Raw genomic sequence first — 18,477 nt, forward strand, 5'->3', positions numbered from 1 at the left:
CAGGAGACAGGCCCGGACCCGGTGGTCCGGGCCTTCTTCGGCGCCATTGACAAAACAGATTTTTACGTACAAGCTTGTTTTTGCGATGAGAGACGTCCTGTACCTGGAGCAGATCGAGCAGGCCGAGGCACTGCTCAAGCCGCAGCGCATCGAGGTGCTGCGGCAACTGGCCGAGCCGCGGTCGTGCACCGAGGTGGCCGCCGCGCTCGACCAGACCCCGCAGCGGGTCTACTACCACGTGAAACGCCTGGTGGAAGCCGGTCTGGTCACCCAGGTGACCGAGCGGCGCGTGCGCGGCATCAACGAAGGCGTGTACCAGGCGAGCGCGCGCTCGTACTGGCTGTCGCCGGGGCTGGTCGGCCGGCTCGGGCTGCGCCGCGCGCAGGACGAGCTCAGCCTGGGCTACCTGCTCGACCTCGTGGAACGGGTCCAGGCGGACATCGCGGGCCTGGACCGGACCCGGCCCGAGCTGCCGTCGCTGGGCGTGTCGGGCGAGATCCGGGTGCGGCCCGACCAGCGGCAGCAGTTCTTCGACGACCTCAAGACGACCTTGCAGGACTTGTTCGCCCGTTACGGGGGCGCGGAGGGCGACGCCTTCCGGCTGGCCGTGGCGTGCTACCCGAAGGAGGAGACCGATGAGTGAGACCCTGGTCCTTCGCGCCCGCACCACCACGCCCGTCGACCGGGTGCGCCGCGCGCTGACCGACGCGGGCGAGCTGAGCGCGTGGCTCGCCGAGCACGCGGCCGTGGAGCTGCCCGACCGGTTCGAGTTCTGGGGCCGCTTCACGCCCGAGGGTGACGCCCCGCACCAGACCCTGCGGCACGTGGACGACAGCACGCTGAAGTTCGACTGGAGGGTCGGCGGCGAGGACACCACCGTCGAGATCACGTGGGCCGCCGAGGACGGCGACACGGTCATCACGCTCTCGCAGAGCCACTTCCCGGGCTGGGGGGACGTGGCCGCCGTGTCGACCAGCGTGCTCGGCTACCTGGCCACCTGGTGGGGACTGTCGCTGGCCAACCTGGTCGACCACGTCGAAGGCCGCCCGCTGACGCCGAGGGTGGACTTCAGCACCGCCGAGATGCGCGGCGAGGTGCACATCGACGCACCCGTGGACGCGGTGGCCCACTCGCTGGTCGACGCCGAGCAGTACACGCGGTGGTTCGGCGCGAAGATCGACATCGAGGCGTGGGAGGGCGGCCGGGTCGCCATGGGCGGCTTCGAGGCGAACCCGCGGCCCGCGAAGGTGGTCGACTTCGAGCCCGGCAAGCGGATGGGCATCGACTGGGGCGGCATGGTGTCGACCTGGGAACTGGCCGAGTCCGGCGGCGGTACCCGGCTGACGTTCGTGCAGAGCGGGTTCGACACCGGCCAGCCGCCGTACGGCGCGTGGGCGGGCTGGCTGTCGGGCGTGGCGGAGCTGCGCCGGTTCCACGAGCTGGCCGACTGGCGGCCGATCTGGCTGCAGCCCGACCTGCCCGAGGGCGCGCTCAGCGAGGGCTGAGGCGGATCAGCTTCAGCTCGACGGCGGTCCGCACGGCCGCCGTCCTGGTGTCCACGCCCAGCTTGTCGAAGATCCGCACCAGGTGCGTCTTCACCGTCGCCTCGCTGATGAACAGGGCTTTCGCGATCTCCCGGTTCGACAGGCCGCGGGCGAGGTGGTCGAGGATCTGCACCTCGCGCTTGGTCACCGAGGGGGCCGGCGTGCGGCGCAGCAGGCGCCGCGCGATGTCCGGTGACAGCACGGTGCGGCCGGTCGCGCCCTGGCGGACCGCGGCGGCCAGCTCCTCCGGCGGGCAGTCCTTGAGCAGGTAGCCGGTCGCGCCCGCCTCGACCGCCCGCACCACGTCCGCGTCGGAGTCGTACGTGGTCAGCACCACCACCTGCGGTGGGTCGGGCAGGGCGCGGAGGCGACGGGTGGCCTCCACGCCGTCGATGCCCGCGCCGAGCTGCAGGTCCATCAGCACCACGTCCACGGCCGTGGTCGCGGCGAGGCGGACCGCGTCCTCGCCGGTGGCGGCCTCGCCGACCACCTCGAAGTCGCGGGCCAGCAACCCGGCCAGCCCGAACCGGACCACCGGGTGGTCGTCCACCACCAGCACCCTCAACGGCCCGGTCACGGTGTCGGCACGCTCACGGCCAGCGCCGTGCCCTCGCCCGGAGCGCTCTCCACCGTCATCGTGCCGCGCAGCTCGGCGACCCGGTCGCGGATGGCGTCCAGCCCGTAGCCGCGACCGGGCTCCGGGCGGATCGCGGCCGGGTCGAACCCGCGGCCGTCGTCGCGCACGTCGAGCGTCACCGCGTCACCCAGGTACGTCAGCGTGATGACGGTGGAGGTCGCGGCGGCGTGCTCGCGCACGTTGGCCAGCGCGCCCTGCGCGACCCGCAGCAACGCCACCTCCACCGGCACCGGCAGCGGGTACGGCTCGCCCTCCACCTCGACCCGATCGCACAGGGCGTGCAGGGCGTCGGTCAGCGTGCGGCCCTCCAGCGGCGAGAGGTCGCGGACGAACCGGCGTGCCTCAGCCAGGTTCTCCTTGGCCACCTCGCGGGCCCGGCCGGTGTCGCCGAGCTCGAGCAGCAGCGTGATGCTCGACAGGCCCTGCGCCAGCGTGTCGTGGATCTCCCGGGCCAGCCGCTGCCGTTCCTCCAGCACACCGGCCTGGTGCAGCAGGCGGCGGCGGTCGAAGAACACCGCGGCGGTGATCACCGCGACCCCGACCGGGCCCAGCACCAGGCTCGGCTCGACCGCGTCGGCCAGCCGCACCTGCGCCAGCACCACCGCGCCGGTGAGCACGGCGGCCAGCGGCACGGCCAGGCGCGGGCGCAGCTGCCGCAGGCACTGGAAGAACAACGGGATCGCGCACCAGCCGAAGCTCGGCGCCGGCCACACCAGCCCCAACCACAACGCCAGCACGGCGGGCAGGGCGGCGGTCCACCGCACCCCGAACGGGTAGGCCGCGCCCAGCACGGCGGCGGTGACCAGCACGGCGGGCGCGACGCCGTGGTACGCGACGTACCGCGCCGCCGACGCCGTCAACAGCACGTAGAAGCCCGCGTGCATCGCCCGGTGCAGCCACACGGAGCCGACCCTAGGCCAGGTCCGGGCGCCCGGGGTCAACCGATGGGTTGAACCCGGTTCAACCGGAACCACCAGGTTCCCGGTGGCGGGTGCGGCGAGCCTTGAGCTCGACACGAACCGGGTTTGTCCGAGGAGGGTGTGGCGATGCGCAAGACCACGATCGCGGTGCTGGTGGCGTTGTCCGTGGCGGGTGCCGGCGGTTACGCGGTGGCCGACCAGCAGCACGGGCGCAGCGGTGTCGCGGTGCGGAGCACGACGACGATCACGGTGGACGCGGCCGTTCGGGCGGCCCAGGCCGCGCTGGACGCGGCCGAGAAGGAGGGGCAGCGGGTCACCGTCGCCGTGGTGGACCGGAGCGGGGACCTGGTCGTGCTGCTGCACGGTGACGGCGCCGGGCCGCAGAGCGAGGAGTCGGCCCGCCGCAAGGCGTTCACCTCGGTGTCGTTCAACGCGCCGACCTCGGTGCTGGCCGGTCGGGTGACCGGCACCGGGGCGACGTTGCGGGACATCCCGGGCACGTTGTTCCTGGCCGGCGGCCTGCCGGTGGTGTCGGACGGCGCGCCGGTCGCGGGCATCGGCGTCGGCGGCGCGCCCAGCGGTGACCTGGACGAGCGCTTCGCTCGCGCGGGCCTGACCGCGATCGGCGGCTGACCGTCACGCGGGCGGTCGGCCGGCCCCCCGACCACCGCCCGCCCCACCCGCGTTTCCTACCTCCGAACACGCGTGTCCCACGTTCAGGACCTCGAGTTCAACGCTCAGAACACGAGAGTCGTACGTTCGGAGCGCGAGAGTCCAACGCTCACGGCGCGTGAGTCCAACGTTCAGCGCACCTGAGTTCAACGCTCAGAGCGCCGCGCCGGCCGTCCGACCAGGGCGCACGGGGTGCGGCAATCGGCTGAATGGACCATTCACCCGCGTCGAAGGCGGGGATGGCGTCATCCGGCGTTCGTCCGGGGTTAGGGTTCCGGTGTGGCCATCGCACGTGCCGAACGGCTCGTCAACCTGGTGCTGTGCCTGCTCTCGACCCGGCAGTACCTGACCGCCGAGCGCATCCGCGCCATCGTCCCCGGCTATAACGACGCCGCGACGGACGAGGCGTTCTTCCGCATGTTCGAACGCGACAAGACCGAGCTGCGCGACCTCGGCGTGCCGCTGGAGACCGGTCGCGGCCAGGGCTTCGACTCGGTCGACGGCTACCGCATCGCCCGCCGGGACTACGAGCTGGGCGACATCGACCTGGAACCGGACGAGGCCGCCGCCGTGGCGCTGGCCGCCCGGCTGTGGGACTCGCCGCAGTTCACCGGTGCCGCGCACGGCGCCCTGATCAAGCTCCGCGCCGCGGGCGTCGACGTGGACCAGGACGTGCACGTGCCGGTCGAGCCGAAGGTCCGCACCAGCGAACCGGCGTTCCCGCCGCTGCTCGCGGCCGTGCAGGAGGGCCGTGTGGTCGAGTTCGACTACCGCCGCCCCGTGCCGGTCGAGGTGCGCACCCGCACGGTCGAGCCGTGGGGCGTGGTCGCCTGGCGCGGCCGGTGGTACCTCGTCGGGCACGACCGCGACCGCGACGCGCCCCGCTGCTTCCGGCTGTCCCGGATCGTCGGCGACGTCCGCTCGGCCGGCAAGGCGGGCGAGGTGCGCCGGCCCGACCAGTTCGACCTGCTGTCGTTCGTGGTCCGCAACCAGCCCGCCGCCGACCAGCCGCCCGCCACCGCCAAGCTGTGGGTGGCCCAAGGGCGTGCGCAGGGCGTGCGCAGGCGGGCGAAGGTCGTCGGCTCCCGCGACTTCGACGGTGAACCGGGCGACGTGCTGGAGATCGAGCTGAGGTTCCCCGACTCGGCCGCCGGGTGGATCGCGGGCTTCGGCCCGGACGTGGTGGTGCTGGAACCGGAAGTGCTGGCCAAGACGGTGCGGGAGAAGCTGCTCGGCGCGCTGCGCGGTGCCGGGGTGCGCGCGTGAACGCCGCCGCCGACCGGCTGCCCCGGCTGCTCGCCCTCGTGCCCTACCTGCTGGCCCGGCCCGGCATCCCGATCGACGAGGTCGCCGCCGACTTCGAGGTCACGCCCAAGCAGATCCGCAAGGACCTCGAACTGCTGTGGATGTGCGGCCTGCCCGGCTACGGCCCGGGCGACCTGATCGACCTGTCCTTCGAGGGCGACACGGTTACCGTCACGTTCGACGCGGGCATGAGCCGTCCGCTGCGGCTGACCGCGGCGGAGGCGACGTCGCTGCTGGTGGCGCTGCGCGCGCTGGTCGAGACGCCCGGCGTGGCCGACCAGGACGCGGTGCAACGCGCGGTGGCCAAGATCGAGGCCGCGGTCGGCCAGGCGCAGCCCGCCGGGGTCGCCGTCGGCCTGGCCCTGCGGGAAGCACCCGAGACGTCCCGCGTGCGTGACACCGTGTCCGATGGCGTCCTGCGCAACCGCGCCCTGTACCTGCGCTACTACACGCCGTCACGGGACGAGATCACCGAACGGGTCGTGGACCCGATGCGGATGCTGCTGGTGGAAGGCCGCAGCTACCTGGAGGCCTGGTGCCGCGCGGCGGACGGCGTGCGGCTGTTCCGGCTCGACCGGATCGACGCCGTCGACGTGCTGGACGAGCCCGCCGCACCGCCGCCGCACGCCACGCCCACCGACACGTCGGAGGGGTTGTTCCAGCCGGACCCGTCGCAGCGGACCGCCGTGCTGGTGCTCGAACCGGACGCCCGCTGGGTCGCCGAGTACTACCCCACGGACGGCCTGGTCGAGCTGCCGGAGGGCCGGGCCAGGGTGCTCATGCGGTACGCCGACACGGCCTGGATGGTGCGACTGCTGCTCGGGTTGGGCGGCGAAGCGCACGTCGAGCAGCCGCCCGACCTGGTGGCCGAGGTCGCCCGACAGGCCGAGGCGGCGTTGCGCCGGGCGGATCACCTCCCGGCAACCTAGGGCAAGTACGGTGGTGCCGTGCCGTACTTGCCGAGCCTGGCGCTGATCGTCCTCGGGGTGGTCGTGCTCGCCCTGATCGCGGTCCGAGTCCTCCGATCCTTGCGTCGCTTCCGTGCCGCAAGCACTCTGGTGGGTGACAGGGTCGGCGATGGCGTCGGTCTGCTGCGGGCGCGGTACGCCGCGCTCGGGGTGGCCGTCGCCGAACGGCGTCCGGATCACGCCCGCGAGGGCAAGCCCCGCGTACCATCGGTGGACCGGGGGAGACAGGAGGACAACCGTGCCTAACCTCGGACCAACCGAGCTGATCATCATCGCCGTGGTGATCATCCTGCTGTTCGGCGCGAAGAAGCTGCCCGACATGGCGCGCTCCATCGGCCGTTCGGCGAAGATCCTCAAGGCCGAGACCAAGGGCCTGCGCAGCGAGGACGACCCGCAGCAGACCCAGGCAGGCACCACGGCCCAGCAGGTGCCCGCGCCGCAGCAGCTGCCGCCCGCCCAGCCGCAGGTGGCCCAGCCGCAGGTGGCCCAGCCGCAGGTGGCCCAGCCGCCGGTCGCGCCGCCGCAGCAGGTCGCCCAGCCCGTCGCGCAGCCGGTGCAGCCGCAGGTGGCGCCGCCCATCGAGCAGTCCGCGCAGAACCTGCAGAACAAGCAGAACACCAACTAAAGCCGCGTCAACGAGAGCCTAAGGACGGTCCGCACGGTGGGGGCAAGTCCGGTCCGGTGGTGGGCCCAGCGCCGGGAGCGCCGCAAGATCACCAGTCGTCGGGGCAACCCGGACGGCACCATGTCGTTGAAGGACCACCTCTACGACCTCCGGCACCGGCTGGGGTTGGCGCTGCTGTTCATCGTGGGCGGCGCGATCTTCGGTTTCATCTGGTGGGGCTGGCACCCGTTCGGCCTGGCCAGCCTCGGTGACATCGTCGTCGACCCGTACTGCGAGATCCCGGAGACCGTGCGGCTCACCCAGGAGGGCAAGGGCTGCCAGCTGCTGCAGACCAAGCCGTTCGAGGTCTTCATGATCCGGCTGAAGGTCGGCGCCGGCGCGGGCATGGCGTTGACCGCGCCGCTGTGGCTCTACCAGGTGTGGCGGTTCATCTCGCCAGGCTTGTACGCCAAGGAGCGGCGCTTCGCCGTCGTGTTCGTGGCGTGCGCCTCGGTGCTGTTCGTCGCGGGCGCCACGCTGGCGTTCTACGTCGTGCCGCAGGGCCTGGCGGTGCTGGTCGGCTTCGGTGACGAGCAGTTCATCACCGCGTTGACCGCGGGGGAGTACGTCAGCTTCGTGCTGGCGTTGCTGCTGATCTTCGGCGTGAGCTTCGAGCTGCCGCTGATCGTGGTGATGCTCAACCAGGTCGGCGTGGTCAGCTACGAGAAGCTGAACAAGTGGCGCCGCGGCATCGTGTTCGGCCTGTTCATCTTCGCCGCGATCGCCACCCCGGGCACCGATCCGATCTCCATGGTCGCGCTGGCCGTGGCGCTGGTGCTGCTGTTCGAGCTGGCGATCCAGATCGCCCGCGTGCACGACAAGCGGGCCGAGCGCAGGCGCAAGGCCGAGGGCCTGGACGACGTCCCGGACGACGTGGCCGCGCCGTTCCAGTACACGCCGTCCGCGGTCGAGGAACCGTCGCCCGAACCGGTGCCCACCCCCGATCCGGCGCCCGAGGCGCCCGGCCGCGTCCGCTACGACGACGTGACCTGAGCGAGATCACTCGATGGGGTGAAGCCTTTGTAGGCTTCCCGACCATGTCGACGTCAACGCGGGCGGCCCTGCTGGTGTGCCCCGCCTCCGGCAAGGGCAGGGCCGCGCGCATGGCGGGCACCGTCGCCGAACGGCTGCGCGCCGTGGTCGACCGGCTCGACCTGCACGTCGCACGCACCGCCGAGGGCACGGCCGCCGCCGCACGCCGGGCGGTCGACGACGGCGTGGACGTGCTGGTGGTCCTCGGCGGCGACGGCGGCGCGCACCTGGCGGTGCAGGCGTGCGCGGAGTCCCCGACCGCACTGGCCGTGGTGCCCGCAGGCACCGGGAACGACCTGGCCACCGCTCTGGGCACCACCTCGGTGGACGACGTCGTCACCGCGTTGCGCGAGGGCACCCGCGCCGACTACGACCTCGGGCGCGTGGAGAACGGCCCCTGGTTCGCCACCGTGCTGTGCGCGGGGTTCGACTCCGCGGTCAACGAGCGGGCGAACGCCATGCGCTGGCCCGCCGGACCCCGCCGCTACGACCTGGCGATCCTGGCCGAGCTGGCGGCGCTACGACCGCGGCGGCTGGTCGTGGAGACCGAGGACGACGTGCTGGAACTGGACGCGCTGCTGGTCGCGGTCGGCAACACGACCAGCTACGGCGGCGGCATCCCGGTCTGCCCGGACGCCTCGGTGACAGACGGCCTGTTCGACCTGACCGTGGTGCGTGCCGCGCCACGGCGCACCCTGCTGCGGATGCTGCCCACGCTGCGCACCGGGCGTCACGTGGACCACCCCGCCGTGCAGACCCTCCGAGCGCGCTCCGCGCGGCTGTCCGGGCCGTCCTGGGTGGCTTACGCCGATGGCGAACGGCTGAGCGGGATGCCGTTGACGACCACGTGCGTGCCTGGTGCGTTGACGGCCGTGATCGGTGCCGGAGGGGCGGCTGTCACCGGTGCCGGCTGAGCACGTCGCGCCGGCGCCACGAGCCGCGCGGTTCGGTCGTGCCCCGGTCGAACAGCCACCCGGCGACGGCGAGCACCCCGTTGGCCGCGTCCAGCGGTGTGCCGTGCGCCGACTCGACGGTCTCGATCTCGTGCCTGCCGCAGTCCCGGATCGCGTCGCAGCGGACCGAGATCTCGCCCTCCACCTGCCACGGCGGCGGTGACCTGAGCACGTTGCGGTGCGGGTCGCGGGGCAGCGAAACGTGCACGTCGAAGGCCAGTTCGTCGATCTCGGCGCGGGCCGACAACCCCGCGTAGGGCGCGCCGGGCAGGTGGTCGAACACCAGGGCCGTGCCCGGTCCGCCCAGGTGACCGGCGAGCCGTTCGACCCGGCTGGCGGCCAGCCGCAGCACGACCAGCACCGGGTCGACCTCGACCAGGTCGGGGAACACCCACCGCAGGTCCCCCTCCGCCAACGGAATCGCCGCCACGGGGCACGAGTCTGCCCCATGGCCGATCCCCGTGGTCTTTATAGCTTCAGTGTTGATTAAAAAAGGTCTTCGGGTTTCCGGTGCGGATCTGAAGCGATTTTGTCGGTCCCGTATGACAGCCTGGACAGGTGTCAAGCACTTCGCGGTCTCCGGCCGACTCGTACGCGGACTTCCGCCGCCGCTCCACCCGGCCCCGGCTGGCCGACTTCCTGGGGGTCATCTCGTTCGAACTCGACCCGTTCCAGCAACGCGCCTGCGAGGCGCTGGAGGACGGGCACGGCGTGCTGGTCTGCGCGCCCACCGGCGCCGGCAAGACCGTGGTCGGCGAGTTCGCCGTGCACCTGGCCCTGTCCGAGGGCCGCAAGTGCTTCTACACCACACCGATCAAGGCCCTGTCGAACCAGAAGTACGCCGACCTCGTCGCCCGCTACGGCGCGAACAAAGTCGGCCTGCTCACCGGCGACACCTCGGTCAACGGCGACGCGCCGATCGTCGTGATGACCACCGAGGTGCTGCGCAACATGCTGTACGCGGGCTCCTCGACGCTGAACACCCTCGCCTACGTGGTGATGGACGAGATCCACTACCTCGCCGACCGGTTCCGCGGCCCGGTGTGGGAGGAAGTGATCCTGCACCTGCCCGAGTCGGTGCGGCTGGTCGGCCTGTCCGCCACCGTCAGCAACGCCGAGGAGTTCGGCGAGTGGCTGGTCGAGGTGCGCGGCGACACGACCGTCGTGGTGGACGAGCACCGGCCCGTGCCGCTGTGGCAGCACATGATGGCCGGCGGCCGGATGATGGACCTGTTCGCGGACGACGGCCCGGACGGGCACGCGCGCATCAACCCGCAGTTGCTGCGCCACACCGACGACCTGTCCCGCTTCCACGTGCCGTGGAGCCGCAACCGCAACAACAAGGACCAGCGGGGCCGCCCGCCGCGCGGCTCCGGCTTCAAGCCGCCGTCCCGGGTCGACATCGTGCAGCGGCTCGACGGCGCGGGGCTGCTGCCCGCCATCGACTTCGTGTTCAGCCGCGCGGGCTGCGACGCGGCCGTGCTGCAGTGCGTGCGGGCGGGGCTGCGGCTCAACTCCAACGACGAGGTCGAGCAGATCCGCGAGGTCATCGAGGAGAAGACCAAGGACCTGCCGCAGGGCGACCTGATGGTGCTGGGCTACTGGGAGTGGCGCGAGGCGCTGGAACGCGGCATCGCCAGCCACCACGCCGGTCTGCTGCCAGCGTTCAAGGAGACCGTCGAGGAGCTGTTCGTCCGCGGCCTGGTGAAGGTCGTGTTCGCCACCGAGACCCTGGCGCTGGGCATCAACATGCCCGCGCGCACCGTCGTGCTGGAGAAGCTGGTCAAGTACAACGGCGAGGCGCACGTCGACCTCACGCCCGGCGAGTACACGCAGCTCACCGGCCGTGCCGGGCGGCGCGGCATCGACGTCGAGGGCCACGCGGTCGTGGTGTGGCAGCCGGGCGTGGACCCGAAGGCGGTCGGCGGCCTGGCGTCCACCCGCACGTACCCGTTGCGGTCGTCGTTCCGGCCCGGCTACAACATGGCCGTCAACCTGGTGAACCAGCTCGGCGCGGCGGCGGCCCGGGAGATCCTGGAGCAGTCGTTCGCCCAGTTCCAGGCGGACCGGTCGGTGGTCGGCCTGGCCCGCCGGATCGAGCGCAACCGGGAGGCGCTGGGCGGCTACGCCGAGGCGATGACGTGCCACCTCGGTGATTTCACCGAGTACGCGTCGCTGCGCCGCCGGGTCGCCGAGCGGGAGAAGGCGTTGGCGCGGCAGAACACCTCGGCGAAGCGGGCCGAGGCGGCGCAGTCGTTGGAGCGGCTGCGCAAGGGCGATGTGATCGCGGTGCCGTCCGGGCGCCGGTCCGGGTTGGCCGTGGTGATCGACCCAGGCCTGGAGCCGCTGGGCGAGGCGCGTCCGTTCGTGGTGACGGAGGACCGGTGGGCGGGTCGGCTGTCGTCGGCGGACTTCCCCATGCCGGTCGAGGTGCTGGGCAAGATGCGGCTGCCCAAGCAGGTCGACACGCGGTCGCCGAAGTCCCGGCGCGACCTGGCGGCGTCGTTGCGCGCCACCGGGATCGTCGCGCCGGCGATGCGCAAGCGCCGGTCGAACGCCGACGACGACGCGGAACTGGCCACGTTGCGGCGGGCGTTGCGGGCGCACCCGTGCCACGGCTGCGAGAAGCGCGAGGAACACGCCCGCTGGGGCGAGCGCTACCACCGGCTGCTGGCCGAGACCGAGCAGCTGGAGCGCAAGGTCGCGGCGACCACGCACTCGTTGGCGCGTGAGTTCGACCGGATCCGCGGGCTGCTGCGCGAACGCGGCTACCTGCACGCCGAGGAGAACGGGCCCGGCGAGGAGGTCACCGAGCACGGCAAGCGGTTGACCAGGCTCTACAGCGAATCCGACCTGCTGGCCGCGGAGTGCCTGCGGCACGGCGTGTGGCGCGACCTCGACCCGGCGGAGCTGGCCGCGGTCGTGTCGGCGCTGGTGTACGAGGCGCGCCGGGACGGTCCGCTGGAGGCGCGGCTGCCACCGGGCAAGGTGTCGGACGCGTTGACCGCGACGGCCCGGCTGTGGGCCGAGCTGGAGGACGACGAGCGCAGGCACCGGCTCGACCGCACCCGCCAGCCCGACCCGGGGTTCGCGTGGGCGGTGTACCGGTGGGCGCGCGGCGAGTCGTTGGAGAAGGTGCTGTCCGCGGCCGAGGAGAACGGTTCCGAGCTGGGCGCGGGCGACTTCGTCCGCTGGTGCCGGCAGGTGATCGACTTCCTGGACCAGATCCGGGACGTCGTCGGCGGCGGTGACCCGGTCGGTGCGGCCGCCCGGAAGGCGGTGGACGCGTTGCGCCGCGGGGTGGTGGCGATGGCCACCGTTTGACAAAGCTTTGCGGGGTGGGTGGGTACCGTGCGGGTGGCTGTGGTTTGATCGCGCCCGCAAGCCTTGAACAGCTTGTCCAGATCGTCGAAGACCGTTCCAGACCTTGTCCAGACCGACCGTCGGAGGCCGAGCATGACCAGTCCGTACGGACCGTCCGGAGGGAACGACCCGCAGCCGCAGTGGGGCCAGCAGCAACAGCCCTACGGTGGTGGGTACCCCGGCACGCCGTCGGGTGGTTTCCCCGCTCAGCAGCCCAACCCCTACGGGCAGCCGGATCCGTCGCAGCAGCAGTGGGGCCAGCAGCCCCAGCAGCAGCCGTACACGCAGCAGTACCCCGCCGGATACGACCCGAACAACCCGCAGTCGAACCCGTACGGGCAGCCGCAGCAGGGTCAGTACGGGCAGCCGGGGCAGCAGTTCGGCCAGCCGGGTCAGCCCGGCCAGTTCGGGCAGCAGCCGGGCCAGTTCGGGCAGCCGGGGCAGTACGGCCAGCAGCCGCCGCCGAAGAAGTCCAGCGCCGTGCTGTGGGTCGTGGTGGCGCTCGTCGTGCTGGTGGTCGCGGCGGTCGGTATCACCGGTTTCGTCGCGCCGGGGTTCTTCAACACCAAGGTCTTCGACCAGGCCGCCGTGCAGAACGGTGTCGTCGGCGTGCTGAAGGACGACTACAAGATCTCCGACGTGGAGGGCGCGACCTGCCCGGCCGACCAGGAGGTCAAGCCGAACACGAGCTTCGACTGCAAGGTCAAGGTCGGTGGCAAGGAGAAGACGGTCAAGATCACGGTGAAGACCGAGGACGGCGAGTACGAGGTCGGCCAGCCCGCGGGCTGATCCGTTCGGTCGTACCCGAGGCCACTCCCGCTCTGGTTGCGGGGGTGGCCTCGCGTTTTGGGGTGTGTCTCGGGTGTGATGAAACTCGTTAGCCGTGCGAGCGACCCGTGCGGCACCATGCGGGAGTGACCGACCACGACGTCCGCGTGCTGGACGACTCCGAGTACCGCACCGCCCACAGCCTGTTCCGCGGCACGCTCCACCACCCGCCCGCGCCGGACGACCAGTGGGAGTTCGTGCGGGAGTCGTACGAGCCGGGCCGTGCGTTCGGTGCGTTCGCCGATGGGGAGATGATCGGCACCGTCCAGTCGTTCCCGTCCCGGTTGGCCGTGCCGGGTGGTGCCGTCGTGCGGCACTCGGCCGTGAGCCGGGTCGGTGTGCGGGCGGACTGGACGCGTCGGGGTGTGCTGAGCGCGTTGCAGCGGGCGCAGCTCCGGGCGATGCGGTCGGCGGGTGACGTGGCGGCGACCTTGCGTGCGTCGGAGACCGCCATCTACGGCCGTTACGGTTACGGCGTCGCCACCCGGTACCGGTTCCTGACCATCGACCGCCGTAAGGCCGGGCCGCTCGCGCGTCCGGTCGGTCGGGTGCGGCTGGTCGAGGCGGAGGCGGGGGAGCGGATCGCGTGGGGGCTGTTCGAGGAGCTTTCGCCGGGACGTGCGGGCACGATCGCCCGGTGGCCCGCGTGGTGGGGCCTCAACTTCACGCGTGTGGTGGCTGAGCAGAACATCAAGTTCGCGGTCCGTTCGGGTGGGACCGGTGGGTCGGGTGATGACGGGTACGTGGTGTTCAAGGTCGTGCCCGGTGAACACGACTCGAGCGAGGACAAGCCGACCAGGTTGGCGGTGCTGGACCTGTGGGCGCGCAACGCCGAGGCGTGGGCCGACCTGTGGCTGTTCTTGCTGGGGGTCGACCTGGTGGCCGAGGTGACGACGTTCGGCCGGCCGCTGGACGAGCCGGTGGAGTGGCTGCTGGGTGACCGGCGGGCGTGCCGGGTCGCCGAGGAGGCCGACGAGACGTGGCTGCGCCTGCTCGACGTGCCAGCCGCACTGTCCGCGCGCACGTATCGCGCGTCCGAGCCGGTGGTGCTCGGTGTGCGTGACGCGTACCTGCCGGAGAACGCGGGGTCGTACCGCCTCACGGCGGAGGGTGTGACGAAGGTCGACGACGAGCCCGAGCTGATCCTGGACGTCGACGTGCTCGGCTCGACCTACCTGGGTGACGTCTCGTTCTCCACCCTCGCCGCCGTTCGTCGGCTGGACGTCGTCAACCCCGACGCCCTCGCGCGCGCCGACGCCCTGTTCGCGGTGTCCGAGGTCCCTTGGAGCGGCACCTTCTTCTGACCTGTTCTGCTCCTGCGGTGCGCCGTCCTCACCCGGCCGGCCGAAGCCGACGAACCTTCGACGGGTCACCCCGCAGGCCGGTCACCCGATCGGGGAAACTCCCGCAACTTGTGACGCATCGTGCTGCCGTGATCGACCGGGTGACCCCACCCCTCACCGATCCCGTCCGCGCCGCCGCCCGCCAACGCCGCCCGCGCCACGGCCCGCCCGCCGCTGGCGTCAACGCCACCTGCGCCACCTCATGCCGCCCGCCTGCGCGACGGCCCGCGCGTTGCCCTGCGCGACGGCCCGCGCGTTGCCCGCGCCGCCTGCCACGTCCGTGCCACGGTCGGTCGCGCGCTGCCGCAGGTCGTTGGCAGGCGTCCGCCACCCGCCTTCGGTTGGTGTCGGCCGGCTTCCCGTCGACCGTTGTTCCGCCGAGGGTTTGGTGACGGTTTGGTCGAGTTAGCGGCGTTCCAGCGCGGTCAGCAGCCTGGGGAGCGAGCTGCCCAGGCCCCAGCGGCGGGTCAGTTCGGCGACCCGGTCCGGGTCGGCGGGTACCGGGGGTACGAGGTCGGGGCGGTCCATGACGATCTTCGCGTCGGTGGCCACGTTGACCACGGTCGGTGCGACGGCGAGGTAGTCCTGGGCGTTGAGCAGGGCGGTGCGGGCGCGGGTGGTGAGTTTGCGGTCGCGGGGGTCGTGCACGGCGTCGAGCACGGCCTGCAGGGAGCCGAACTCGCTGATCAGCTTGGCGGCCGTCTTCTCGCCGATGCCGGCCACGCCGGGCAGGCCGTCCGACGGGTCGCCGCGCAGCACGGCCATCCCGGCGTACGCGCGACCGGCGTCCTGCACCGGCAGGGCGTACTTGGCGGCCAGCTCCTGCGGCCCGAGCAGCTCGGCCTTCGCCCAGCCGCGGCCGAGGTACAGGACTCGTACCGGGGTCGGCTCGTCGCGCACGACCTGGAACAGGTCGCGGTCGCCGGTGATCACCTCGACCGGGTCGGTGGTCTCGCGGGCGGCGAGGGTGCCGATGACGTCGTCGGCCTCGTAGCCGGCGGCCTCGGCGGTCGCGATGCCGACTGCGTCCAGCACGTCCAGGATGATCGGGACCTGGGGAGTGAGGGTGTCGGGCACCTCTTCCTCGCCGTCGACGCCGCTCTCGGCGACGCGGTGCGCCTTGTACGACGGGAGTGCGGCGACGCGGAACTCGGGGCGCCAGTCGGCGTCCAGGCAGGCCACCAGGCGGCTCGCCTTCCGGTCGGTGATGACCTTCGCGATCGTGTCGACGAACCCGCGCACCGCGTTGACCGGTGTGCCGTCCGGCGCGGTCATCGACTCGGGCAGCGCGTAGAACGCCCGGAAGTACAGGCTGGCGGCGTCCATCAGGACCAGCGGGTTGCTCACCTGGGACAGCTTGCCAGAGAGGTCCGACATCGCCGATCGCTCCATCCGGACCTGTGGATAACTCGCCATGCCAAGGTCGGCTGAGGCTGAGGCTGAGGCGGGGGCGGGGGCGGGGGCGAGGGCCAGGGCTGGGCTGGGCTGGGGCAGGGTGTGGGTGCGGGTGGGCTGTGGCTGCGGCAGGAGAGGTGGTTGAGGGCGGCCTCGTTGTTTCAACCGACGCGCGAGGGCTTCGGAAACGGTGTTATTTGAGGTGCGGTTTTTGAGGTTCACCCGTTGGTGGAAATGGCGGTCGGATAGAGGCTGGTCGGGGTGGGGTGATCACCCGGTCGGGGAAGTGGGCTGGTGGTGCGGTGGCTTGTGGCGTGGGAAGGGCTGCGCACCACTAGGCTTCCTCCCATGTCGACCCAAGTTGGGCCCGTCGACGTGGACGCCCTGCGCGCGCGCCTCGACCGGGCTACCGCTGCCGCCTCCACAGCGGGCGTTGACGCGTTGCTCATCGCGCCCGGTTCGGATCTGCGCTACCTCCTCGGCGCGGGCGGCACGTCGTTCGAGCGGTTGACCTGCCTGGTGGTGCCGGTCGGCGGGGTGCCCGTGTTGGTGGTGCCCAAGCTGGAGCACCCCGGGTACGCGGAGGTCCCCACCGACGAGCTCGGTGTCGAGGTGGCCACCTGGGTGGACGGAGAAGATCCGTACGCGCTGGTCAAGCGGGCGTTGAAGGGGAATCGGACGGCGGTGTCCGACATGATGCCCGCGTTGCACACGTTGCGGTTGCGGGACACCGTCGGCGGTGACCAGGTGCTCGCCGGGCCGGTGTTGCGCGAGCTGCGGATGCGCAAGGACGACACCGAAGTGGCCGCGTTGCGCAAGGCGGGCGCGGCGATCGACCGGGTGCACGCGCGCATGGCCGACTGGCTGCGCCCCGGCCGCACGGAGGCCGAGGTGGGCGCGGACATCGCGGCGGCGATCGTCGCCGAAGGGCACGCGCTGGCCGAGTTCGTCATCGTCGCCTCCGGCCCGAACGGCGCGTCGCCGCACCACGACCTGTCCGACCGGGTGATCGAGGCCGGTGACGTGGTGGTGGTCGACATCGGCGGACCGGTGGCCGAGGGCTACAACTCCGACTCCACCCGCAACTACGTGCTCGGCGAACCGCGTGACGCCGACGTGTGGCAGACCTACGCGGTCCTCCAGGCCGCGCAGCGGGCCGCCGTCGAAGCGGTCCGGCCCGGCGTCACGTGCGAAGCGGTCGACGCCGCCGCGCGCGACATCATCGCCGACGCGGGCTTCGGCGAGTTCTTCGTCCACCGCACGGGCCACGGCATCGGGCTGGACGTGCACGAGGACCCCTACATCGTGGCCGGCAACGACCTGCCGCTGGAGCCGGGCATGGCGTTCAGCGTCGAACCCGGCATCTACCTGCCCGGGCGGTGGGGCGCGCGGATCGAGGACATCGTGGTCGTCACCGCCGATGGTGTGGAGAGCGTCAACAACCGACCGCACGAGCTGGTGGTGTTGCCCGCGTGACGAACCTGGAGCCGATAGACCGGGCGATCCTGCGCGAACTGGCCGCCGATGGCCGGTGCAGCTTCACCGACCTGGCCGAACGGGTCGGGCTGAGCGTGTCGGCCGTGCACCAGCGGGTGCGGCGGCTGGAGCAGCGCGGCGTGGTCCGCGGTTACGCGGCACGGCTGGACGGCGACGAGATCGGCCTGCCGCTGACCGCGTTCATCTCGCTGACCCCGATCGACCCGGCGGCTCCCGACGACTACCCGAAACGGCTGGAGCACCTGCCGCAGATCGAGGCGTGCTACTCGGTGGCGGGTGACGCGTCGTACGTGCTGCGGGTGCGGGTGGCGTCACCGCACGCGTTGGAGGAGCTGCTGAGGCAGATCCGCGAGGTGGCGAACGTGTCCACCCGCACCACGGTGGTGCTGTCCACGCCGTACGAGGACCGGCCGCCCGCGGTGTGACGGTCAGAGCAGGCCGCGCCACGCCTGCGTGAAATCGGCGAGCACGTCCCGGTCACGCCGGTCGGGTGCCCGCGGCAGGAGGCGCTCGACCTCGTCGTCGGTCGCGGGCCGCACGGACAGCACGAAGTCACGCGCCGCCGACACGTCCGCCACGTCCGCGACCACGGCCACCGCCTCCACCTCACCGATCCGCCGCACGAACACGTGGTTCGTCGAGTCCGGCCGGTACACCGGCTCGGTCGTCTCGACGGTCGCCGGCCGCACCACCAGGCGCGGGAACGCGTGCAGCTCGCCGACCGGGCCGTCCGGGGTGTAGTCGAGGGTGGCCTGGCCGTCGCGGACGTTCAACCGGGGGAAGCGGTAGCCCTCCGGCGTGGCGATCAGCAGCACGCCGCCGGGCACCCGCGCGTGCGCGATCCGGGACGCGGCGTCGTCACCCGGCATGGTGGTCGGCAGCCAGATCCCGAACGCCACCGCCGCGACCGTCACCGCGCCGGCGACCAGCCGCACCACCGAGCCGTGCGCCAGCATCGCCGCGACGAGCGCGAACGGCACGCCGAACGCGGGCAGCACGAGCCACGACGGCGGCTCGGCCGGTTCGCTCACGTCCAGCACCGAGCTGTAGAACACCGCGCCGACCAGGCCGAGCACCGTCACCAGGGCGGCCCAGCCGACGCGGCGCAACGGGGTGACCGTCAGCGGGCTGGCCTCGGCGGTGAACGTGCCGACCAGGAACAGCACCGCGAACGGCCCGAGCAGCCCGATCACCACCAGCAGGAGGCTGCCGACGAAGAACCCGAACAGCACCAGCCAGCCGACGAACGCCGCCGACAGGCCCATGACGAGCCACACCACGGCGATCTGCACCGGGACCCGCAAGTCGATCACGCGTACACGTTCTCGTGGTCCGGCGGTGGCGGGCATCGGTGGA

19 protein-coding genes are annotated in these 18,477 nt (G+C 72.1%); 14 read left to right on the forward strand and 5 right to left on the reverse strand.

All coding sequences use genetic code 11. The features are described 5' to 3' along the window. Positions 1-85: 85 nt before the first annotated feature. Both B0I31_RS30180 and B0I31_RS30185 read left to right on the forward strand, forming a co-directional pair. Positions 86-643, forward strand: a complete 558-nt coding sequence (locus tag B0I31_RS30180; RefSeq protein ID WP_106618784.1) for an ArsR/SmtB family transcription factor — start codon at positions 86-88, stop codon at positions 641-643. Continuing rightward, entirely contained in the window at positions 636-1,505 is an 870-nt protein-coding gene (locus B0I31_RS30185) for an SRPBCC family protein (protein WP_106618785.1), read from the forward strand. The genes B0I31_RS30180 and B0I31_RS30185 overlap by 8 nt, the downstream gene beginning before the upstream one ends. Here B0I31_RS30185 and B0I31_RS30190 read toward each other — a convergent pair. After that, positions 1,492-2,121, reverse strand: a complete 630-nt coding sequence (locus B0I31_RS30190; protein WP_106618786.1) for a response regulator — start codon at positions 2,119-2,121, stop codon at positions 1,492-1,494. The two genes, B0I31_RS30185 and B0I31_RS30190, sit on opposite strands and share 14 nt — an antisense overlap. Further along, positions 2,118-3,083: a sensor histidine kinase gene (locus tag B0I31_RS30195; protein ID WP_245950554.1), complete on the reverse strand. Its 966-nt coding sequence runs from the start codon at positions 3,081-3,083 to the stop codon at positions 2,118-2,120. The genes B0I31_RS30190 and B0I31_RS30195 overlap by 4 nt, the downstream gene beginning before the upstream one ends. Positions 3,084-3,227: 144 nt before the next feature. Between B0I31_RS30195 and B0I31_RS30200 the strand changes: the two genes are divergently transcribed. From B0I31_RS30200 to B0I31_RS30230, 7 genes are all read left to right on the forward strand, one after another. Next, positions 3,228-3,734 (forward strand): GlcG/HbpS family heme-binding protein, encoded by a 507-nt coding sequence (locus B0I31_RS30200; RefSeq protein WP_106618884.1) that lies wholly within the window; start codon positions 3,228-3,230, stop codon positions 3,732-3,734. A gap of 318 nt (positions 3,735-4,052) precedes the next feature. Beyond that, positions 4,053-5,039: a helix-turn-helix transcriptional regulator gene (locus B0I31_RS30205; protein ID WP_106618787.1), complete on the forward strand. Its 987-nt coding sequence runs from the start codon at positions 4,053-4,055 to the stop codon at positions 5,037-5,039. After that, positions 5,036-6,007, forward strand: a complete 972-nt coding sequence (locus tag B0I31_RS30210; RefSeq protein ID WP_106618788.1) for a helix-turn-helix transcriptional regulator — start codon at positions 5,036-5,038, stop codon at positions 6,005-6,007. Before B0I31_RS30205 ends, B0I31_RS30210 begins: the two co-directional genes overlap by 4 nt. Before the next feature lie 18 nt (positions 6,008-6,025). Then, positions 6,026-6,292 (forward strand): bacteriophage holin, encoded by a 267-nt coding sequence (locus tag B0I31_RS30215; protein ID WP_106618789.1) that lies wholly within the window; start codon positions 6,026-6,028, stop codon positions 6,290-6,292. Then, a complete protein-coding gene (gene tatA / locus B0I31_RS30220; protein WP_106618790.1) occupies positions 6,285-6,671 on the forward strand; it encodes a Sec-independent protein translocase subunit TatA in 387 nt (128 codons plus the stop codon). The genes B0I31_RS30215 and tatA overlap by 8 nt, the downstream gene beginning before the upstream one ends. Positions 6,672-6,791: 120 nt before the next feature. Next, on the forward strand, positions 6,792-7,703 hold the full coding sequence (gene tatC, locus B0I31_RS30225) for a twin-arginine translocase subunit TatC (RefSeq protein ID WP_106618791.1): 912 nt from the start codon (positions 6,792-6,794) through the stop codon (positions 7,701-7,703). 44 nt (positions 7,704-7,747) lie between these two features. Beyond that, a complete protein-coding gene (locus B0I31_RS30230; RefSeq protein WP_106618792.1) occupies positions 7,748-8,656 on the forward strand; it encodes a diacylglycerol/lipid kinase family protein in 909 nt (302 codons plus the stop codon). Here B0I31_RS30230 and B0I31_RS30235 read toward each other — a convergent pair. Then, complete coding sequence (locus tag B0I31_RS30235; RefSeq protein WP_106618793.1) at positions 8,640-9,125, reverse strand: hypothetical protein; 486 nt, start codon at positions 9,123-9,125, stop codon at positions 8,640-8,642. The genes B0I31_RS30230 and B0I31_RS30235 overlap by 17 nt on opposite strands. A 128-nt stretch (positions 9,126-9,253) precedes the next feature. On the opposite strand from B0I31_RS30235, the gene B0I31_RS30240 reads away from it, so the two are divergent. The 3 genes from B0I31_RS30240 to B0I31_RS30250 all read left to right on the forward strand — a co-directional run bounded on the left by B0I31_RS30240 (position 9,254) and on the right by B0I31_RS30250 (position 14,190). Further along, positions 9,254-12,019, forward strand: coding sequence for a DEAD/DEAH box helicase (locus tag B0I31_RS30240; protein ID WP_106618794.1), 2,766 nt, complete (start codon positions 9,254-9,256; stop codon positions 12,017-12,019). Positions 12,020-12,151: 132 nt separating this feature from the next. Continuing rightward, positions 12,152-12,847: a DUF4333 domain-containing protein gene (locus tag B0I31_RS30245; protein ID WP_106618795.1), complete on the forward strand. Its 696-nt coding sequence runs from the start codon at positions 12,152-12,154 to the stop codon at positions 12,845-12,847. A gap of 125 nt (positions 12,848-12,972) precedes the next feature. Further along, positions 12,973-14,190, forward strand: coding sequence for a GNAT family N-acetyltransferase (locus tag B0I31_RS30250; RefSeq protein ID WP_181320530.1), 1,218 nt, complete (start codon positions 12,973-12,975; stop codon positions 14,188-14,190). 444 nt (positions 14,191-14,634) lie between these two features. Here the strand turns inward: B0I31_RS30250 and B0I31_RS30255 are convergent, their stop codons facing one another. Continuing rightward, complete coding sequence (locus tag B0I31_RS30255; RefSeq protein WP_106618885.1) at positions 14,635-15,576, reverse strand: 5'-3' exonuclease; 942 nt, start codon at positions 15,574-15,576, stop codon at positions 14,635-14,637. A gap of 396 nt (positions 15,577-15,972) precedes the next feature. Between B0I31_RS30255 and B0I31_RS41295 the strand changes: the two genes are divergently transcribed. Together B0I31_RS41295 and B0I31_RS30270 are read left to right on the forward strand one after the other, a co-directional pair. Further along, positions 15,973-17,100, forward strand: a complete 1,128-nt coding sequence (locus tag B0I31_RS41295; RefSeq protein ID WP_219910864.1) for a M24 family metallopeptidase — start codon at positions 15,973-15,975, stop codon at positions 17,098-17,100. Beyond that, positions 17,097-17,546 (forward strand): Lrp/AsnC family transcriptional regulator, encoded by a 450-nt coding sequence (locus tag B0I31_RS30270; RefSeq protein WP_181320534.1) that lies wholly within the window; start codon positions 17,097-17,099, stop codon positions 17,544-17,546. Before B0I31_RS41295 ends, B0I31_RS30270 begins: the two co-directional genes overlap by 4 nt. A gap of 3 nt (positions 17,547-17,549) precedes the next feature. Here the strand turns inward: B0I31_RS30270 and B0I31_RS30275 are convergent, their stop codons facing one another. After that, positions 17,550-18,434 carry a hypothetical protein gene (locus B0I31_RS30275; RefSeq protein WP_106618799.1) on the reverse strand — a complete coding sequence of 295 codons (885 nt, stop codon included), beginning with the start codon at positions 18,432-18,434 and terminating at the stop codon, positions 17,550-17,552. Between the last annotated feature and the right edge of the window lie 43 nt (positions 18,435-18,477).

This window comes from Saccharothrix carnea (assembly GCF_003014735.1).
Lineage (GTDB): Bacteria > Actinomycetota > Actinomycetes > Mycobacteriales > Pseudonocardiaceae > Actinosynnema > Actinosynnema carneum.

Bases quoted from the DNA above. Each gene is read 5' to 3' on its own strand.
- B0I31_RS30180 (WP_106618784.1), top strand. From the start codon at position 86: ATGAGAGACGTCCTGTACCTGGAGCAGATCGAGCAGGCCGAGGCACTG.
- B0I31_RS30185 (WP_106618785.1), top strand. From the start codon at position 636: ATGAGTGAGACCCTGGTCCTTCGCGCCCGCACCACCACGCCCGTCGAC.
- B0I31_RS30200 (WP_106618884.1), top strand. From the start codon at position 3,228: ATGCGCAAGACCACGATCGCGGTGCTGGTGGCGTTGTCCGTGGCGGGT.
- tatC (WP_106618791.1), top strand. From the start codon at position 6,792: ATGTCGTTGAAGGACCACCTCTACGACCTCCGGCACCGGCTGGGGTTG.
- B0I31_RS30230 (WP_106618792.1), top strand. From the start codon at position 7,748: ATGTCGACGTCAACGCGGGCGGCCCTGCTGGTGTGCCCCGCCTCCGGC.
- B0I31_RS30245 (WP_106618795.1), top strand. From the start codon at position 12,152: ATGACCAGTCCGTACGGACCGTCCGGAGGGAACGACCCGCAGCCGCAG.
- B0I31_RS41295 (WP_219910864.1), top strand. From the start codon at position 15,973: ATGTCGACCCAAGTTGGGCCCGTCGACGTGGACGCCCTGCGCGCGCGC.